Source organism: Sphingopyxis sp. H053 (assembly GCF_001468225.1).
In the GTDB taxonomy this organism is placed as follows: domain Bacteria; phylum Pseudomonadota; class Alphaproteobacteria; order Sphingomonadales; family Sphingomonadaceae; genus Sphingopyxis.
Genome location: NZ_LNRU01000008.1, coordinates 59,199 through 78,589 on the forward strand (window position 1 = coordinate 59,199; position 19,391 = coordinate 78,589).

Consider the following 19,391-nt stretch of genomic DNA (forward strand, 5'->3'; position numbering starts at 1 on the left):
GGGGCCAGCTTTGGTCCGGTTGCGGATTGCTTGGTCGCGCGCTCGACGCGCGATCTTTCCGGCTGGCAGGCTGCGCTCTTGCAAATGGGTTGCAGTAGCGATCATTCGCGTCTAGCGCGCTTCCCATATTGGAGGTTCGCGATGAAATATAAAATGATCAATGCCTTGCTGGTAACGGTGGCCTGGACGGGCGCCGCGCAGGCGCAGGAAAGCCAGACCAGCGCGGAGATCACCGTCACCGCCGACAGAGCCGTCACCGCGACCAAGAGCGACACGCCGCTCGTCGAAACCCCGCAGGCGATCAGCGTCGTCACCGAAGAACTTTTCCGCGACCGCGGCGCGCTCAATTTGCAGGAAACGCTACGCTATTCAGCCGGCGTCACCGGCGAGGCCTATGGCCTCGACACGCGCGGCGACGCGAGCGTCGTGCGCGGGCTCGCGCCCGTCCAGTTCCTCGACGGGATGCGGAGCCTTTACACCTTCGCGCCCTTCGCCCGCGCCGCGGTCGACACGCTGTCGCGCGTCGAGGTGCTGCGCGGACCGTCTTCGGTGCTTTACGGTCAGGCATCCAACGGCGGCATCATCAACAGCGTCAGCAAGCGCCCCGAATTCGAAGCGGGCGGCAGCGCGCGGATCGAATATGGATCGTGGGACCGCAAGCAGGCGATGGTCGACCTGACCGGCCCGCTCAGCGGCGATATGCTCGCCGGCCGCATCGTCGCGGTCGTGCGCGACGCGGGCCAGCAGACGCGGCTGCTCGACGACAATCGCGTGCTCGTCCAGCCGTCGCTGAGCTGGCGGCCGAGTTCGGACACCGCGGTGACGCTGATCGGCCTCTACCAGCGCGACCGCTCTGCATCGAGCCAGCAGTTTATTCCCGTCGTGTCGGCGATCGGCGCCCCCAACGACGCCCGGCGGCTCAGCAACCGCACCTTCCTGGGTGACGAGAATTATGACACGCTCCGCCAGCGCACGCTGTCGGCGACGCTCAGCGTCGACCAGCGGGTTTCCGACCTGCTCAGCCTCAGCGCGCGGGCGCGTTACACCGACGCCAAGGCGACCTTCCGCGAGCTGTATCCCGACGTCTATTCGAACCCGGGGAATCCGTTCATCGACGGCACCGCCGAAACGGGCCGCACGCTGCATCGCTACGCCTATCAGACCAAACCGCACGGCAAGATCTTTACCAGCGACACGAACGCGCGCCTGACCTTCGACACCGGACCGTTCAGCCACCAGCTCCTCGTCGGCCTCGACTACACCAATTATTTCGAGCAGACGCTCAGCGCGTCGGGCGGCAGCGCGTTCACGCCCGGCATCACCCCGGTCGACGCCTATAACCCGAACAATAGCGGCGTCGCGGCGGACGTGCTGCCCTATGCCGCCCTGCCCGACCAGCGCAACACGCAGCTCGGCGTCTATGTCCAGGACCAGATCCGCTATGCCGACCGCGTCACGCTGGTCGCGGGTGTCCGCCACGACCGCGCGCGGTCGAAGACCGAAGGCGCCCCCGCGGTCGTCGATACGGCGTGGACCTTCAAGGTCGGCCTGATCGGCGAGATCGGTTATGGCCTGTCGCCCTACCTCAGCTATTCGGAGGCGTTCCAGCCGGTTTCGGGGATCAACCCGCGCACCGGCGAACCCTATGTCCCGACGCGCGGACGGCAGTATGAAGGCGGCATCAAGTGGCAGCCGCAGCGCGGCATTCTCGTCACCGCGGCCTATTACGACATCGTCGAGCAGAACCGCCCGACCAACGATCCGGCCGACCCGATCAACGTCTTCCAGACCGGTGAGGTGACCTCGAAGGGGTTCGAGATCGAAGGCGCGTTCGAACTGCCCGGCGATTTCCAGCTGACCGCCGCCTACAGCCACAATAATGCACGCGTTTCCGAAAGCCTCTACACCTATGAAGAGGGCGCGCGCGTCAACGACGTGCCGCGCGACCAGGCGTCGCTCTGGGCGGTGAAGGCGGTCCCGCTCGGCGCCGATGCGCTGCTGCGGATCGGCGCGGGCGTGCGCCATATCGGCAATACCCGATCGACCGGCCCGACGAGCGCGATCACGACCCCCTCCTACACGCTCGTCGATGCGCTGGTGTCGGTCGACTGGAACCGCTGGACCGCCGCGGTCAACGCCTCGAACCTGTTCGACAAGAGCTATTTCACCGCGTGCCGCACCTTCGGCGACTGCTTCAGCGGCAATCGCCGCTATGTCATCGCCTCGCTCGGCTACCGGTTCTGACGCCATGAAACGGAAGACCGTGCAGGCCTGGTATCTGGTTCATAAGTGGACCAGCCTTGTCTGCACGGCCTTCCTGCTGCTCCTCTGCATCACCGGCCTGCCGCTGATCTTCGGCGAGGAAATCGCGCATCTCGCGGGCGCCGAGCCCGAATTGTCGGCGCCGCCGCCCGGCGCCGAGCCGGCGAATCTCGACCGGTTGATCGAGGACGCGAAGGCGCAATATCCCGGCAACCGGCCGCTGTTCCTCGGCTGGTATCCCGACGAACCGATCGTCTACGTCAATCTCGGCCCCACCGCCGATACCCCGCCGGCCGAGATGAAGACCGCGCTTTTCGATGCCTACACCGGCACGGCCGTTCCCGCGCCGCAGTTCAACGAAGGCATCATGTTCTTCATCCTGCGGCTGCACACCGACATGTTCGCGGGGCTTCCCGGCAAGCTCTTTCTCGGCGTGATGGGCCTGCTCTTCGCCATCGCCACCATATCGGGGGTCGTGCTTTACCGTCCCTTCATGCGCAAGCTCGAGTTCGGGACGATCCGCAAGGCGCGCAGCACGCGGCTGAAGTGGCTCGACATCCACAACCTGCTCGGCATCGCGGCCACCGCCTGGCTGCTGGTCGTCGGGCTCACCGGCGTCATCAACACGCTCGACGAGCCGCTCTATGACCAGTGGCAGAAGGACCAGCTTGCCGAGCTGACCCGCGAATGGGCGGGTCGCCCCGCCCCCGCACAATTCGGCCTGATCGAAAAGGCGGTCGCCGAGGCGAAAGCGGCGCGGCCCGAACTCAAGCCCGCCTTCGTCAGCTACCCGGGCACGGGTTATAGCGGCGAGCATCATTATGGCGTGTTCATGATCGGCCAATCGCAGCTCGACCAGCGCAACTATCAACCCGTGCTCGTCGACGCCGCGACGTCAAAGCTGACCGGCGTCCCGACCTGGCCGCTCAGCCTCAGCGCCATGTATCTGTCGCAGCCGCTGCACTTCGGCGACTATGCGGGCCTGCCGCTCAAGATCGTCTGGGCGCTGCTCGATATCATCGCGATCGCCATCCTCGGCAGCGGCATCTATCTCTGGATCGGGCATCGCGGCCAGTCGCTGCAGCGGCGCGTCCACGAAGTCGTCGAAGGCGGAGACGCAATATGACCAGGCAGACCGTCCGCCGAACATATGCTTTGCCGCTGCTGATGGCGATTGTCACGATCGCTTCGCTCGTGACGGGCCTGCTGGCGGTCGGCCTCTTCGACATTTTGGCCGTCATCGCCCTGGCGGCGGTTCCGGGTTACTGCCTGTTACGGCTTTTCGCGCGCAAATAGGTCGGCCCCTTTGGGTATGATCTTGCCGTCCTCGAACCGGCCGCTCGGCCTCCAAAAGCCCACATGCCAATATGTTAAGCGCCGGGCCAGGTTGCACCCCGGGGCAGGCGGTCCATCGCGATAACCACTCCGATGATCAGCTTAACGCTGGCTTAACCATAGTGCAGTGCAGCATGGCGGATTGGCCGAGGTTAACCTCGTCGTAACAGCAAGGGGTCGTTCGCCATGCCAAGCCTGTACATCTCGCCAGCCGGTTCCGGGGACAAAAGTGGCAGCGATATCAATAACGCAGCGTCCATCGGTTCGCTCAACAATATGATCGGAAGGGCGGGACCGGGGGGCGAGGTGCTGCTGCTGGCCGACCAGGGCGACTATAACGTCACCGGCATCCTCGGCATCACTCGCGGCGGGACGGATGGCCAGTCGGTGGTGGTGCGCGGCGTCGATTCGGGCGGCAATGCCATGGCCGCGCATTTCACCGGCTCGCGACCGGCCGACTGGCAGGCGGGCGACGCCTCCGGCAACGAGCTGTTCAAGCTCGGGGCGGGCGCGGACAATCTCATATTCCGCGACCTGCAGATCGACAATGTCGGCACGGCCTTCCGCGTCACCGCCGACCTCGCCAACCTCCATATCGAGGATGTCGACGCGAACAATGTCCGCCGCTTCTTCGAGGATTATTCCAGCGCGCCTTCGGGCACCGCGACGATCACCGGGCTGACGATCCGCGACGTCGACATACACGGCTTCTCGAGGGTCGCGATCCGCGTCCAGTACGACACCAACAATGTGGTGATCGACAATGTCACGGCGGACATGGCCGGGCAGACGGGCGACGATCTGCCCGCGGGCGTCCATCTCGACGGCACCGTCCACAACGTTACGCTGAGCCGGGTGGTCATGGAGAATATCCAGAGCACCGCCGGCGCCTATTTCAACGGCGACGGTTTCGCGAGCGAGCGCGGCGTCCATGACATACGCTTCATCGACACGGTCGCGCGCGGCAACAGCGACGGCGGTTATGACCTCAAGTCGAGCGGCACCTTGATCGTCCGGGCGCTCAGCGAGGAGAATGGCCGCAACTACCGCCTCTGGGACGAGGCGACGCTGATCGACTCGGTCGGCCTGAACCCGGTGTTGCGCGGCGGCATCTCCGAGCAGAACCAGCTCTGGCTCGACGACGACGCCGACGTCACCGTGATCGGCGGGCGCTTCGACGATGCCGGATCGCGCACCAAGGTGATCTCCTCGCAAGGGCAGCTCACGTTGCGGGGCGTCGAGGTCACCCGGTCCGAACTCTCGACGCTCGCCACGCGCGATTCGCTCCCCGGCCTCGTCGGCATCGAGACGACCCGCGAAACGCTGACCGTCGATCAGGGCGAGGCCTCGCCCGGCGCGACCGACTATATCGCGCTGCTCCCCCTGCCCGACACCGCCACGGCGGATGCGCTGCAAGGCACCGCTGGCGACGACATCTTTCTTGTCGATCACGCCGACGACCGGATCGCCGAGGCCGCCGACGCCGGGTTCGACCGGGTCGAGACGACGCTGGACAGCTACACGCTCGCCGGCAATATCGAGGCACTGATCCGTCGCGGCGGCGGCGATTTCACGGGCAATGGCAACGCACTCGCCAACGCGGTGATCGGCGGCGCGGGCAGCGACACGCTGGGCGGACTCGGTGGCGGCGACGACATCGCCGGCAATTCGGGCGACGATACGCTCGTGGGCGGCAATGGCGAGGATCTGCTCCGGGGCCAGTCGGGTGCCGATATGCTGATCGGCGGCTGGCAGTCGGACACGCTCTTCGGCGGCACGGGCGCGGACCGGCTGGTCGGCGACCAGGAATGGCTGAGCAGCCAGGGCGCCAACGACCGGCTCGACGGCGGCGACGATGCCGACCTGCTGATCGGCGATGCGACCAATGTCTATGGTAGCGGCAGGGGCGGCAACGACCGGCTGACCGGCGGCGCGGGCAACGACATCCTGATCGGCGACGGCGACGTGATGACGGACAGCGCCAGGGGCGGCGCCGACACGCTGGAGGGCGGCGACGGCAATGACTGGCTCTATGGCGACGGCCGCGAGACGACCGCGGCGGTCGCCGGCGGCGCCGACAAGCTCTATGGCGGCGACGGCCCCGATCACCTGATCGGCGGCGGCGGCAACGACCTGCTTGCGGGCGGCGCGGGCGCCGACTGGTTCGTTTTCGCGCCGGGCTCGGGCGCCGACGAGATCAGCGATTTCGCCTCGGGCGCAGACTATATCGACCTCAGCGCTTTCGACATCGCGTATGAGCAACTTAGGTTCACCACGAGCGCGGATGGGACCCGCATCACCATGGGCACCGACAGCATCTTCGTCCGCGGCGCGCAGGGGTTGTCGCCCAATGATTTCGTCTTTGGCTGACGCGTACGTCAGCCAAAGACAAAGTCCGCCTGATCGAGCGCGCCGACGCCGCGCACGAAGATCGTATCGGTGGCGCTCAGTTGGATCGTCACCCCCGCGCTGCTGGTGGTGAAGCGCAGCGCCTCATAGGCGATGTCGAAAGCGCTGAGGTCGATCCGGTCGGCCTCGGCGCCGCCACGCGTGAAATCGGTGATCTCGTCGGCGCCCGACCCGACCGCGAAGACGAAGCGGTCGCCCCCGCCGCCGCCGGTCAGCTTGTCCGCGCCCCCGCGCGCGCCAGCCGCCATGGTCACCGCGTCGCCGTACAATATGTCGTCGCCGAGCCCGCCGATCAGCGTGTCCGCGCCGCCGACGCCGCTCGCGGTCATGCTCATCCCGTCGCCGACCAGCATGTCGTCGCCATCGCCGCCATCCAGCGTGTCCCTGGCGGCGAGCGACGAGACCCATTCGGCATCACCGACCAGAAGATCGTTGCCAGCGCCGCCATATAGCCGGTCGGTCTGCGAGCCGCCGTACAGCGTGTCGTCGCCGTCTTCGCCCGAGAGCATATCCTCGTTCTTGCCGCCATCGAGCCGGTCGGCGCCGACGCCACCGCGCAGCGTGTCGTTGCCGTCGTCGCCGGAAAGCGCGTCGTCGCCTTCGCCGCCGGTCAGTATATTGGCCCCGGCGCTGCCGAGCAGCACATCGGCGAAGGCCGAGCCCTGCGCATTCTCGATACTCACCAGCCGGTCACCCATGGCATCGCCGCCGGTCGCGGTCTGGGCGCGCAGGTTGACCAGCACGCCGCCGAGCGAGCCCGCATATTCCGCGGTGTCCGATCCCGCGCCGCCGTCGAGCAGATCGCCGCCCGCGCCGCCGCGCAGCACGTCCGCGCCGTCGCCGCCGGCCAGCCGATCCTCGCCGCCGCTGCCAACGACGAAATTGTCGAGCGCGTTGCCGGTCATCGTCGCGCCGATCGTCCCGGTATAGACCAGCTCCTCGACATTGGCGCCGAGCGTGTAGCTGGTCGCGGCGGTGCGGATGCGGTCGCGTCCCTCGCCCGCCGCCTCGATCACCTGATCGCCGGCCTCAAAGACGACATAGAGGTCGTTGCCGGTGCTGCCGCGCAACACATCGTTGCCGCCGCCGCCATCGAGCTGGTCATCGCCTGCTCCGCCGAACAGCAGGTCGTCGCCGCCGCGCCCATAGAGGATATCGCCGAGCAGCGGATCGTCCCCGCCGGTGATGCTGTCGGAATAGTTGGAGCCGATCACGGTCTCGATGCCGACCAGCCGGTCGCCTTCGGCCTCGCCGCCGCGATTGACGTTGGTGACAAGGTTCACGGTGATCGCAGCGGATTTGGTGTAGTCGACCTGGTCGCGTCCCGCCCCGCCGTCGAGCAAGTCCGCCCCCGCGCCGCCCACCAGCTTGTCGTCGCCGTCGAGCCCGTAGAGCGCGTCAGCCAGCGCCTTGCCGTAGAGGCTGTTATCGAGCGCATTGCCGGTGCCGGTAAAGCCGCCGGTGCCGGTATAGCTGAGATCCTCGACCCCATCGGCGAGCGTCAGCGAGGACAGGCCCGTGCGCACGATATCGAGTCCGCCGCCGACCGTCTCGGTCACCTGGTCGCCCGCATTATCGACCACATAGCTATCGTCGCCCTCGCCGCCGTTCATCGCATCCGCGCCCGCGCCGCCGTCGAGTATGTCGTTGCCCGCGCCACCGTCGATCCGGTTGGCGTTCGCATCGCCCGTCAGCGTGTCGGCGAAGGCGCTGCCCACCACCGCCTCGATCCCCGACAGACCGTCGCCCTGTGCATCGCCGCCCGACACGGCGCCGGTGGTGAGGTTGACCTTCACGCCCACGGCGCTGTCTGAATAGACCACAGTGTCGAACCCGCCCGCACCGTCGATGCGGTCACCGCCCGCGCCGCCGGCGAGGATCTGATCGCCGCCATCGCCGATGATCGTATCGGCGAAGCCCGTGCCGATGAAATGCTCGATCCCGTCGAACCGGTCGCCTTCGGCATCGTCGCCGCTGCTCGCGCCGGTCTGGAGGTTGATCGAGATGGCACCCGAATTGGCGCTGTAGTCGACCGTATCGATACCGTCCCCACCGATCAGCACATCGGCGCCCGCGCCGCCTTGGAGCAGATCATCACCGCCGCGCCCTTCGAGCCGGTCCGCGCCTGCGCCGCCGTACAACGTCTCGTCAGCCCCCACCCCGGCCAGCGCATCGTCGAACGCCGAGCCGACCAGCGCCTCGATGCTCATCAGCCGGTCGCCCGCGGCATCGCCGGTGCCGCCCTGCACCGACAGCGCCAGATCGACCTGCACCGCCGCCGCCGAGCCCGAATAGTCGGCGGTATCGAGGCCGTCGCGCCCATTGATCAGGTCCGCGCCCTTGCCGCCGGCCAGCAGATTGTCGCCAGCATCGCCGTTCAGCGCATCGCCGAACGCCGAGCCGATCAGGCCCTCGATCGCGACGAGGCTCACCCCGCCCGAAGCGGTGCCCGCCGCAAGATCCGCCGTCGCCATGCTCGCGCTGGTCGAAAAGTCCGCAACGTCAGTGCCCGCGCCGCCGTCGAGCCGGTCCGCCCCGTCCTTGCCGGCCAGCCGGTCGTCGCCGTCGCCGCCCGACAGCGCATTGGCCGTGCTATCGCCGACCAGCACGTCGCCAAAGCCCGAACCGACCAGATTCTCGATCCCAGCCAGCACATCGCCCTCGGCATCGCCGCCGCTACCGGTGCCGCCCAGCACCGCATTCACCGCCGCTGCGCTTGCTGAATAATCGGCGGTGTCGATCCCGGCGCCGCCGGTCAGCCGGTCCGCACCCGCGCCGCCGACCAGCGCATTGGCGAAGCCGTCGCCGGTCAGCACGTCGGCGAAACCCGAGCCGATCAGCCGCTCGACCCCCTGGAGCCGGTCGCCTGCCGCATCGCCGCCAATCCCGATGCCGGCGACGAGGTCGACCGTGACCGCGCCGCCGCTGCCCGAATAATCCGCGCTATCGAAACCGGCGCCGCCGATCAGCGTGTCGGCACCTGCGCCGCCGACCAGCAGATCGTCGCCGCCGCGCCCATCGATCCGGTCGTCGCCCGCGCCGCCGCCGATCCAGTCCGCGCCGTCATTGCCCGACAGCGTATCGGCAAAGGCCGAGCCTTCGACGCCCTCGATCTTGACCAGCCGATCGCCAGCCGCTTCACCGCCGCTTGCCGCGCCATTGGCGAGATCGACGACCACCGCCGCGCTGCTGCTGCCATAATCGACCCGATCGATCCCGGCGCCGCCGTCGAGCAGGTCCGCGCCCGAACCGCCATCGAGCATGTCATCGCCGGCACCGCCCGAAAGCGCGTCGTCGCCCGCACCGCCGAACAGCCGGTTCGCGGCCGCGTCGCCCGCGAGCACATCGGCAAAGGCCGAGCCCTCGACATCCTCGAACCCGTCGAACAGATCGCCCGCGGCATCGCCGCCACTGGCGGAGAGCCGCATCAGATCGACCTGCACCGCAGCATCGCTGCCTGCGTAACTGAGCATATCGCGCCCGGCGCCGCCGACCAATATGTCCGCACCCGAACCGCCGGCCAGCATATCGTCGCCGGCATTGCCGACCAGCATGTCGCTGCCCGCGCCGCCGATCAGCGCATCGGCGCCCGCGGTGCCGCCGATCAGGTCGTCGCCCGCGGTCCCCGCCGCGACCACCACGCGCTGCCCGTCCAGGGTCAGCACCGATCCCGTGCCCTTCTTCAATGTCACCGTGCCCGCACCGGTGGCGAGGCCATAGTCGCGCACCGTCAGCAAGCCGTTCCTCTCGGCGAGGTTGAACAAAGTCGGCGAGCCAGGGTCGGAGAAGAGCGCCCCGTCGATCGTCGCGCTCGCGCCCTCGGCCAGCCAGATATGCTCGCGATTCCCTCCAGCGAGCGGCGCGCCAGCGTCGAGGCTGACGATGTTGCTGAGCTCAGCGCCCGTGCCCCACAGCCGGATGTTGCGGCCATTGCCCGAGACGATCGCGCCGTCGACCACGATATTGTCGCTCTTCAAATCGAGCCCGCCATCGCTGTTGCCGGTGGCGATCACATCGCGCAGCGTGATGTTATAGGTGCCGCGTTCGGTCGCGAAACCGTCGCCGTTGCGATAGTCGTTCACCGTGTCGAGCGCGTTGCGCATGGCGACGCGATCGATCGTCACATCGTGCGCGGTGCCGGTGATGTGAACGCCGATCGCGAAATTGTCGCCATCCTGGAACTGGCTGTCGCCGCGCACATCCTCGATCAGCACGTTGCTGCTGTCATACTGGACGCGGATCGCGCCCTTGGAATAACCATCGACGGCGACGTCACGGATCGTCAGGCCGGTGATCGTCGCGCTGGCGTTGGCCCCCGAGACCATATTGTCGAAGAAGCGCGAAACGTTCGCGGCGTCGACATGCTCGACCGTGAGGTTGCGCACGTCCGCGCCGACACGAAAGGCCGTGCCGACATTCTCGAAGGCAAGGTCGCTGAAGCGCAGATTGTTCGCGCCGCCGAGCAGCCGAAAGACCTCCTCGCCCGGGGGACTGGCCGGATCGAACGGTGCAGTCCTGGTGCCGGCGATCGTCGCCGCCATCGCATTGCCCGCGCCATCGACCCCGCGGATCGTCACCGGCGCGCTCGCCGTCCCGCCCGCGACGATCGCCAGCGCCCCGGTCGGCGCGGTATAGGCCCCCTGGTCGGCGAGCAGCAGCACCTGCCCACCCGGTCCCGCCGCCGCGATCAGCTGCGGCAGGTCCTTCAGCGTCGCGGCGTTCGCGGCGCTCGAGCCGTCGCCCGAACCGCTGCCGGTCGGCGAGATGTAGAGGGTCGGCATGGCAAGGTTCCCGTCATAAGCCTGAAAAGACACCCCCCGCGCAATCGCGACCAAACAGCCCGCGACGGCACCCGGGTCAACCATATGCTGCATCTGCGAACGCCGAATCGCCCCTTTGCTCCGACGACCGGAGCCACCGCGCCTTCGCTCTCCAGACTTTGGCCGCTACCAAGGTTCGCGCCGGACGCTTCACGTTGCCGCACCCCGCAGATTGTCAACGCCTCAAGAATCCGATCGGAGATCCACCGTACAGCAGGACCTGTCCCTCGGGACGTCGCAGCCGCCCGCGGACGACGGGCTCGCGGCCTTCGCCCTGATCCTCGCCATGCACCGCATCGTCGCAGACCCGGCCGAGCTGCGCCATGATCTCGGCCATGCCGACCCTGTCACGGCATCCGATCTGTTACGCTTGGCCAAGCGCATCGACGGTGTCCGCGCCCGCGCCACGACCGCCGATTTCGAGCGATTGAGACGCCTACCCATGCCTGTGATGGCGAGCGGCGCCGAGGGCTGGTTCGTGATCGGCCGCGTCGGCGAGGATGCCGTGGCGATCCAGCGCCCCGGTGCCGAAATCGAGCGATGGGACCGCGCCGCGCTGGAGGCCCGCTGGTCGGGCGAGTTGCTCCTCGTCGCCACCCGCGACGCCGCGCAGGTTGCCGCGCCCGCCTTCGACATGACGTGGTTCGTTCCCCAGATCGTCAAATATCGAAAGCTGATCGGCGAGGTGCTGCTGATCACCCTCGCGCTCAACCTGCTCGGCCTCGCCGCGCCGCTCTTTTTCCAGAATGTCGTCGACAAGGTGCTGGCGCACAACAGCCTGGCCACGCTGCAGGTGCTGAGCATCGGGCTGGTGATCGTCTCGCTGTGGGAAGTCGCGTTCGGCTGGCTGCGCACCCGGCTCTATTCGGAGACCAGCCAAAAGCTCGACGTCGAGCTGGGCAGCCGCCTCTTCCGCCACCTGCTCCGCCTGCCGCTCGCCTATTTCGAGAATCGCCGCGTCGGCGACACCGTTACCCGCGTCCGCGAGCTGGAGACGGTGCGCGAGTTCATGACCAGTGCCTCGCTCACCGTGCTGGTCGATCCGCTGTTCACCATCGTCTTCATGATCGCGATGTGGCTCTACTCACCCCTCCTCTTCGTCATCGTCGCGCTCACCCTCCCCGCTTATGTGATCGTCTCGCTCGTCGTCACCGGTCCCTTGCGCCGCCGGCTCGACGAGAAATTCGCGCGCGGCGCCGCCAACAACGCGCTGCTTGTCGAGAGCGTCTCGGGCATGCAGACGCTCAAGGCGGCGGCGGTCGAGCCGCAATGGCAGGACCGCTGGGAACGCCAGCTCGCCGCGTACAGCGCCGCCAACCAGCGCGTCATCAACCTCGGCAATTCGGGCAGTCAGGCGGTCCAGCTCATCTCCAAGCTCAGCCTCGCCGCGATCCTGTTCTTCGGCGCGCAGCAGGTGATCGCCGGTGCCCTCACCATCGGCGGACTGGTCGCGTTCAACATGTTCGCGCAGCGCGTCTCCGGCCCGGTCATCCGCATGGCGCAGCTCTGGCAGGACTTCCAGCAGGTCCGCCTCTCGGTCCAGCGGATCGGCGACATCCTCAACAGCGGCCCCGAGCCCGGCGCCGGATCGCGCACAACTTTGCCTGCGCTCGCCGGCCATGTCCGCTTCGAGGCCGTCCGCTTCCGTTATGCCGCCGAGGGGCCCTGGACGCTCGACGACATCAGCCTCGACCTGCCCGCCGGCGCCACGCTCGGCATCGCCGGCGCCTCGGGCTCGGGCAAATCGACGCTCACCAAATTGCTCCAGCGCCTGTATCTGCCCGCAAGCGGCCGCGTGCTGATCGACGGCGTCGACATCGCCCAGATCGATCCCGCCTGGCTGCGCCGCCAGATCGGGGTGGTGTTGCAGGAGAATATCCTGTTCAACCGATCGATCCGCGAGAATATCGCGCTCGCCGATCCCGTCACGCCGATCGAGCGGGTAATGACCGCCGCCCGCCTCGCCGGAGCGCACGATTTCATTCTGGAGCTACCGCGGGGCTATGACACGATCGTCGAGGAGCGCGGCGTCAACTTCTCGGGCGGCCAGCGCCAGCGCCTCGCCATCGCCCGCGCGCTGATCACCAACCCGCGCATCCTGATCCTCGACGAGGCGACCTCGGCGCTCGATGCCGAGAGCGAGGAGATCGTTCAGCGCAACCTCAAGTCGATCGCCGCCGGTCGCACCGTGCTGATCATCGCGCACCGCCTCTCGGCGATCCGCCAGTGCGACCGCATCCTGACGCTCGACAAGGGGCGGATCGTCGAAAGCGGCACGCATGACGAGCTGCTCCGCCTCGGCGGCCGCTATGCCGCGCTCCATCACCGCCAGATCGGCGTCCAGGCGGGGGCCGCGGCATGAACGCGCTCACGCGTCACTGGACGGCCGTTCGCGACGCGCTCGACAATGAGCGCGCGCGATCGCGCGGGGTTCTGCGTACCGAGGAGACCGATTTCCTTCCCGCCGCGCTCGAAGTGGTCGAGCGCCCCGTATCGCCGACCGGGCGGGTCACGGCCTGGCTGTTGCTCGGCCTGTTCGCGGCCGCGCTGCTCTGGCTGGTCCTTGGCCGGGTCGACGTCGTCGCCTCGGCGCCGGGCAAGCTGGTCCCCGCCGACGACGTCAAGCTGATCCAGCCCGGTGCGACGGGGATCGTCCACGCCATATTGGTCCGCGACGGCCAGCGCGTCCGCGCCGGCCAGCCGCTGGTCGAGCTCGATCCCACCGTCTCGGATGCCGACACGGCGCAAGCCGGCAAGGCGCTGGAGACGGCGATGCTCGACGCCGCGCGGCTGCGCGCCATGCTGTCCGCGCTCGACGGCCAGGGTTTGCGCTTCACGCCGCCCGCCGGAACCACGGCCGACGTTGCCGCCACCCAGATCGCGCTCGCCCGCGCCCAGCTGGCCGAGATCCGGGCGGGCAGCCAGACGCGCGCCGCCGACACCGAATCCGCCCGCGCGGCCGGGGCCGAGGCGCAGATCCAGGCGGCCAAGCTCACCGAGACCCTGCCGCTGCTCGACGAGCAGATCGCCGCCAACGAGACGCTGCTCGAAAAGGGCTATGTCTCGAAGCTGCGCGTGATCGAGATGCGCCGCCAGCGCCTCGTCGCCGCGCGCGACCGCGACGCCGCGCTCGCCACCGCGCGCAAGGCGGAGGCGCAGATCGCGGTAGCCGGCGGCCATTCGAGCCAATCCACCGCCGAAGCCCGCGCGCGCATCCTCGCCGATCTCGCCAAGGCCGAGAGCGAGGCGCGACTGCGCAAGGAGGAGCTGACCAAGGCGACCAAGCGCGGCAGCCTCCAGCGCCTCGTCAGCCCCGTCGACGGCACGGTCACGCAGCTCGCCGTCCATACCGTCGGCGGCGTGGTCGAGGCGGCCAAGCCGATCATGGTGATCGTGCCGGCGCGCGGGAAGCTGGTCGCCGAAGTGATGATCGCCAACAAGGATGTCGGCTTCGTCCGCGCCGGCCAACCCGTCGCGCTCAAGGTCGAGGCCTTTTCCTTCACGCGCTACGGCGCGGTGCCGGGCAGGCTCGAGCAGATCAGCTCGGACGCGGTGCAGGACGAGAAGCGCGGGCTGATCTATACCGCGCGGGTGACGCTGGACCGCGCAACGATCGTGCGCGATGGCAGGGCGATCCCCCTCACCCCCGGCATGGCGGTCACCGCCGACATCCGCACCGGCCGCCGCTCGCTCGCCTCCTATCTGCTGAGCCCGATCGACGAGATCCGCACGACGGCGGCGCGGGAGCGCTAACGCCTTCTCCCCTCTGAAGAGAGGGAAGCGCCGATGACGCACGGCATCATGGAGCCCGCACGTTAATGTGGGCCGGCCCATTCCACAGGGTCAGTATTGGCCTGACCAAATGTCCCGAACGCGCGATGGCGGCCGCCTATACGCGCGAAATCTGCGCGTAATCCCCGTCATTCCGATAATTGGTAAGGCACTCTTGCCAAATTGGACTGACAAGTCTATCCGGCAACAGGACACACGACGTCAAATCGGTCGCCCTGATCACAAAAGGGCGTCGGATCTTGGTGCAGGCCGAAGGGAGAGAAGAATGAGTCGCGAGAGCTGCAGCAGGCGCCACCTGCTTATTTCAACGAGTCTGATGAGCTTGCTGATCATGTCGCCGGCCCATGGCCAGACGGCTACGCAGGCACCGGCCGAACAAACCAGTCCGACAGCCGAGAACACCGAATCCCCCCCAGCCGATACGCAAGAGATCATCGTCACCGGTTTCCGTGGTTCGCTAAATAGCGCGCTGAACCTGAAGCGGCAGGAAACCGCGGCGGTCGATAGTATCGTCGCCGAAGACATCGGCAAATTTCCCGATTCCAACCTCGCCGAATCGATGCAGCGCATTCCTGGCGTCGCCTTGTCGCGCGGCGATGGCGGCGAGGGGCGCAATATCTCGGTTCGCGGTCTCGGCGCACAATTCACCCGCGTGCGGATCAACGGGATGGAGGGCACCTCGCAGGTCAGCGGCAGCGATATCCGCGGCGGCGTCGCCACGGGGCGCTCGTTTGACTTCGTGACCTTCCCGACCGAAATCTTCTCCGCGCTTTCGGTCCGCAAGACGACCTCCGCCGACGTCGAGGAAGGCTCGCTCGGCGCGACGGTCGACCTGCGCGCACCCCGGCCGTTCGACCAGAAGGAGGACTTCGTCTTCTCGGGCACGGCGCGCGGAATCTACAACGACATCAGCAAAAAGGCCGATCCGCGGCTGTCCGCGCTCGTTTCCAAGCAGTTCGGCGACACATTCGGCGTGCTCGCCAGCCTCGCCTATTCGAAGCGCCACATCGACGAATACGCCTATTCGGCGGTCGACATCCTGCCGTCCTACGTCGCCGGGCAGTCGCAGGGCGGCATCATCTTTCCCTTTTGCACGCCCGTCGGCTACACTTTTGGCGGCGTACCGGTGAACAGCCCCGCGCCGGGCTATGCCAATGGCGGCACCCCGGTCGGCGCCGACGCCAACAACTGCAGCGCCGGCAACCCCCGCACCAGCACCAAGGAAGCCTATGATTATATCATGAGCCGCACGGGCGTGTCGGGCCGCCCGGGTGGCGGGGTGTTCCTGCCGCGCCTGCCCCGTCCGGTGAAGGGCAGCCAGAATCAGGAGCGTATGGCCGGGTCGCTGACGCTGCAGTGGAAACCCACCGACGACACCGATATCTCGCTCGACGGCCTGTATTCGCGCTTCAAGGTCAATCGTCTCGACACGATGCTCGATGCGCGCTCGATGGGCCGCACCGCCTCGAACAACGGCCAGCCGATGATGTCGATCCGCGACATCGAAGTCGACGACAACGGGTCGCTGATCCATGGCCTGTGGGACGGCGTCGACCTGCGATCGGAAATGCAGGACGAGCGTTTCACCTCGACCTTCCGCCAGGTGAACCTCAACTTCGACCATCGTTTCTCCGACACGTTCCGCGTCTTCGGCCTGGCCGGCATCAACGATTCCAAATTGAACGTCGATCGCCTCCAGGTCGCGATGGATTCGAACGACACCGATAATTTCTCGATCGACTTCCGCGACAATCCGGATGTCCCGAAGATCGGTTACGGCATCGACCTGACCAATCCGGCCAATTTCCTGTTTGGCCCGCCGCTGGCCGACGGCACGCAGCGCGGTCAGATTTCGAGCTTCATCCGTAAAAATACGATCGTCAGCAAGACCTTCGAACTCAACGGCGAGTGGGAGGCGGCGCCAAACTTCACCATTCAGGTGGGTGGCCAGTATCGCACCAACAAATATACCGCGCGCGAGCGGCAGCTGATCCCCGCCCAGTCGTTGCCGCAGGTGCTCCCCGCCGGCGTGTCGCTCGCCGACATCACCTTCGTGACGAAGAACATCGGCAAGAATCTGAACGGCCAGATGCAGGATTTCCTCGCGATCGATCCGGACAAGTTCCGCGAAGCGGTGAACTTCAGCAGCTATCAATATTGCAACCTGGAGTGCGCCAAGGGCACCTATGGCGGGGTCGACGAGAAATATACTTCGGGCTATGCCATGGTGAAGTTCGACACCGAAGACGTCTTGCCATTCGCGCTGCGCGGCGATGCCGGCGTCCGCTATGTCCGCACCAGCTTCGACACATATGGGCCGATCCCCACCGCCGCGCCGGCCGGGTCGCCCTATCCCACGCGATATGTGATCTCGACAGTGGAGCGTAGCTATGATGACTGGCTGCCGTCGATAAACCTCGCGCTCGACGTCACGCCCGACCTTATCGCGCGTTTCTCCGCGGCGCGCGTGATGTCGCGTCCGTCCTATGGGCAGCTCATCCCCAGCGGCAGCGCGAACATCGTGATCCGCACCGCCTCGATCACCAACCCCTATCTCGATCCGATCCGGGCCAACACGATCGACGCCGCACTCGAATGGTATTTCGCGCCCGGTTCACTGCTGTCGGTCGCCTATTTCTACAAGAATATCGAGACCTATATCCAGAATACCAACCAGCTGGTGCCGTTCCGCGATCTCGGGCTCCCGCTGTCGCTGCTGGAGGGCACGGGCACGGGCATCACGCCCGACGAACTGTTCAGCGTGACGCGCAGCAACAACACCGACGGCGGGCCGCTGCGCGGGTTCGAGGCGAACCTCCAGCTGCCGTTCCGTTTCCTGCCCGGCGCGCTCAGCAATTTCGGCCTGCTCGCCAACTTCACGCGGGTGCGCTCGAGCATCAATTACATCATCTCGCCGACCCTCACGCGCAGGGCGCCTCTCGTCGGCCTCTCGCCGGAAACCGCCAGCGCCACGCTCTATTATGAGGACGATAAATTCAGCGTCCGGTCGACGGTCAACTATCGGGCGGCCTTCCTCACCGGCGTCCCGGGTCCGACCGACAGCGACGCGAACGTCAATGCGAGCTCGATCTTCGTCGACGCTTCGGCCTCGTACAACATCAACGAGAATATCAAGCTCATCGCCGAGGTGTCGAACATCACCAACGAAACCAATCGCCTCTACACCGACACCACGCGGAAAGACCCGCTCTACACCTCCTATTTCGGCCGCACGTTCAGCCTGGCAGTCAATTTTCAGTTCTGAGCTTCTCCCTGTCGCCGTGAGCATCGGTCGGTTTTCCGACTATGCTCGCGGCGATATGTTGCGGGCGGCGACCGCTCTCGTGCGCGCGGCGGAAACCAGGTTAAAACCGGTCCATAAATTGTCATAATTGGTATTACCAATTTTATTGAAAATGGTAAGGCAGATGCTATGAGCAATGGGAGCAGCCGATCGGCTCCCCGAAACGAGAACAGGAAAATAGCATGAAGATCCAGTCTGCCCGCGTCATCGTGACATGTCCGGGGCGCAATTTCGTGACCTTGAAAATCGAAACCGATCAGGGGGTTTTCGGAATCGGCGACGCGACGCTGAACGGGCGCGAGCTCTCGGTCGTTTCCTATCTCGAGGATCATGTCATCCCTTGCCTGATCGGGATGGACCCGCGCCGGATCGAGGACATCTGGCAGTATCTCTATCGCGGCGCCTATTGGCGGCGCGGTCCCGTCACCATGTCGGCGATCGCGGCGGTCGACACGGCGCTTTGGGATATCAAGGGCAAGATGGCGGGCATGCCGATCTATGACCTGCTCGGCGGAAAGAGCCGCGACGGCGTGATGGTCTATGGCCATGCCAATGGCGCCGACATTGCCGAAACCGTCGACGCGGTCGGCCAGTATATCGACCTCGGGTATAAGGCCATTCGCGCGCAATCGGGGGTCCCGGGAATCAAGGACGCCTATGGCGTCGGCCGCGGCAAGCTCTTCTATGAGCCCGCCGACGCCGCGCTGCCGTCGCTGACGATCTGGGATACGAAGAAATATCTCGACCACATCCCCAAATTGTTCGAAAAAATCCGCGACACCTATGGGTTCGAGCATCATCTGCTCCATGACGGCCATCATCGGATGACCCCCATCGAAGCCGCCCAACTCGGCAAGGCGCTGGAGCCCGCAAAATTATTCTGGCTCGAAGATGCGACGCCGGCGGAAAATCAGGAAGCGTTCAAACTCATTCGCCAGCATACGACGACCCCGCTGGCCGTCGGCGAGATTTTCAACACGATATGGGACTGCAAGGACCTGATCCAGAACCAGCTGATCGACTATATCCGCGCGACCGTGGTCCACGCCGGCGGAATCACGCATTTGCGGCGGATCGCCGACCTCGCCGCGATCTATCAGATCAAGACCGGCAGCCATGGCGCGACCGACCTGTCGCCCGTGTGCATGGGCGCGGCGCTCCACTTCGACAGCTGGGTCCCCAATTTCGGGATCCAGGAATATATGCGCCATACACCCGAGACCGACGAAGTCTTCCCGCACAACTACCGTTTCGAGCAGGGATATATGTATGCGGGCGATGCCCCGGGGCACGGCGTCGACATCGACGAGAAGCTGGCGGCAAAATATCCCTATCAGCCCGCCTATCTGCCCGTCGCCCGGCTCGAAGACGGAACGATGTTCAACTGGTGATCTGTTGAGGTGCGGGAGAGCCGGGGTGCTGGTGCCAAACTAATCGTCATCCCGGCGGAAGCCGGGATCTCGCCGGTG

10 protein-coding genes are annotated in these 19,391 nt (G+C 66.4%); 8 read left to right on the forward strand and 2 right to left on the reverse strand.

The window, feature by feature from the left end; all coding sequences use genetic code 11:
* Nucleotides 1–141: 141 nt before the first annotated feature.
* The 4 genes from ATE70_RS16695 to ATE70_RS16705 all read left to right on the forward strand — a co-directional run bounded on the left by ATE70_RS16695 (nucleotide 142) and on the right by ATE70_RS16705 (nucleotide 5,967).
* Complete coding sequence (locus tag ATE70_RS16695; RefSeq protein ID WP_058538983.1) at nucleotides 142–2,244, forward strand: TonB-dependent siderophore receptor; 2,103 nt, start codon at nucleotides 142–144, stop codon at nucleotides 2,242–2,244.
* Between the two features lie 4 nt (nucleotides 2,245–2,248).
* Entirely contained in the window at nucleotides 2,249–3,388 is a 1,140-nt protein-coding gene (locus tag ATE70_RS16700) for a PepSY-associated TM helix domain-containing protein (RefSeq protein WP_058538984.1), read from the forward strand.
* Nucleotides 3,385–3,558: a hypothetical protein gene (locus ATE70_RS24925; protein WP_156419762.1), complete on the forward strand. Its 174-nt coding sequence runs from the start codon at nucleotides 3,385–3,387 to the stop codon at nucleotides 3,556–3,558. The genes ATE70_RS16700 and ATE70_RS24925 overlap by 4 nt, the downstream gene beginning before the upstream one ends.
* A gap of 315 nt (nucleotides 3,559–3,873) precedes the next feature.
* Complete coding sequence (locus ATE70_RS16705) at nucleotides 3,874–5,967, forward strand: calcium-binding protein (protein WP_058799879.1); 2,094 nt, start codon at nucleotides 3,874–3,876, stop codon at nucleotides 5,965–5,967.
* A gap of 8 nt (nucleotides 5,968–5,975) precedes the next feature.
* Here the strand turns inward: ATE70_RS16705 and ATE70_RS16710 are convergent, their stop codons facing one another.
* Nucleotides 5,976–10,787 carry a calcium-binding protein gene (locus ATE70_RS16710; protein WP_197411494.1) on the reverse strand — a complete coding sequence of 1,604 codons (4,812 nt, stop codon included), beginning with the start codon at nucleotides 10,785–10,787 and terminating at the stop codon, nucleotides 5,976–5,978.
* 214 nt (nucleotides 10,788–11,001) lie between these two features.
* Nucleotides 11,002–11,163 carry a hypothetical protein gene (locus tag ATE70_RS25480; RefSeq protein ID WP_197411571.1) on the reverse strand — a complete coding sequence of 54 codons (162 nt, stop codon included), beginning with the start codon at nucleotides 11,161–11,163 and terminating at the stop codon, nucleotides 11,002–11,004.
* Here ATE70_RS25480 and ATE70_RS16715 point away from each other — a divergent pair.
* The 4 genes from ATE70_RS16715 (at nucleotide 11,113) to manD (ending at nucleotide 19,313) form a co-directional block, all read left to right on the forward strand.
* Nucleotides 11,113–13,188, forward strand: coding sequence for a type I secretion system permease/ATPase (locus ATE70_RS16715; RefSeq protein WP_082639729.1), 2,076 nt, complete (start codon nucleotides 11,113–11,115; stop codon nucleotides 13,186–13,188). The two genes, ATE70_RS25480 and ATE70_RS16715, sit on opposite strands and share 51 nt — an antisense overlap.
* Nucleotides 13,185–14,579, forward strand: coding sequence for an HlyD family type I secretion periplasmic adaptor subunit (locus ATE70_RS16720; protein WP_058538987.1), 1,395 nt, complete (start codon nucleotides 13,185–13,187; stop codon nucleotides 14,577–14,579). Before ATE70_RS16715 ends, ATE70_RS16720 begins: the two co-directional genes overlap by 4 nt.
* A 355-nt stretch (nucleotides 14,580–14,934) precedes the next feature.
* Nucleotides 14,935–17,883 (forward strand): TonB-dependent receptor, encoded by a 2,949-nt coding sequence (locus tag ATE70_RS16725; RefSeq protein WP_156419835.1) that lies wholly within the window; start codon nucleotides 14,935–14,937, stop codon nucleotides 17,881–17,883.
* A 221-nt stretch (nucleotides 17,884–18,104) separates the two neighbouring features.
* A complete protein-coding gene (gene manD / locus ATE70_RS16730) occupies nucleotides 18,105–19,313 on the forward strand; it encodes a D-mannonate dehydratase ManD (protein ID WP_058538989.1) in 1,209 nt (402 codons plus the stop codon).
* Nucleotides 19,314–19,391 lie beyond the last annotated feature (78 nt).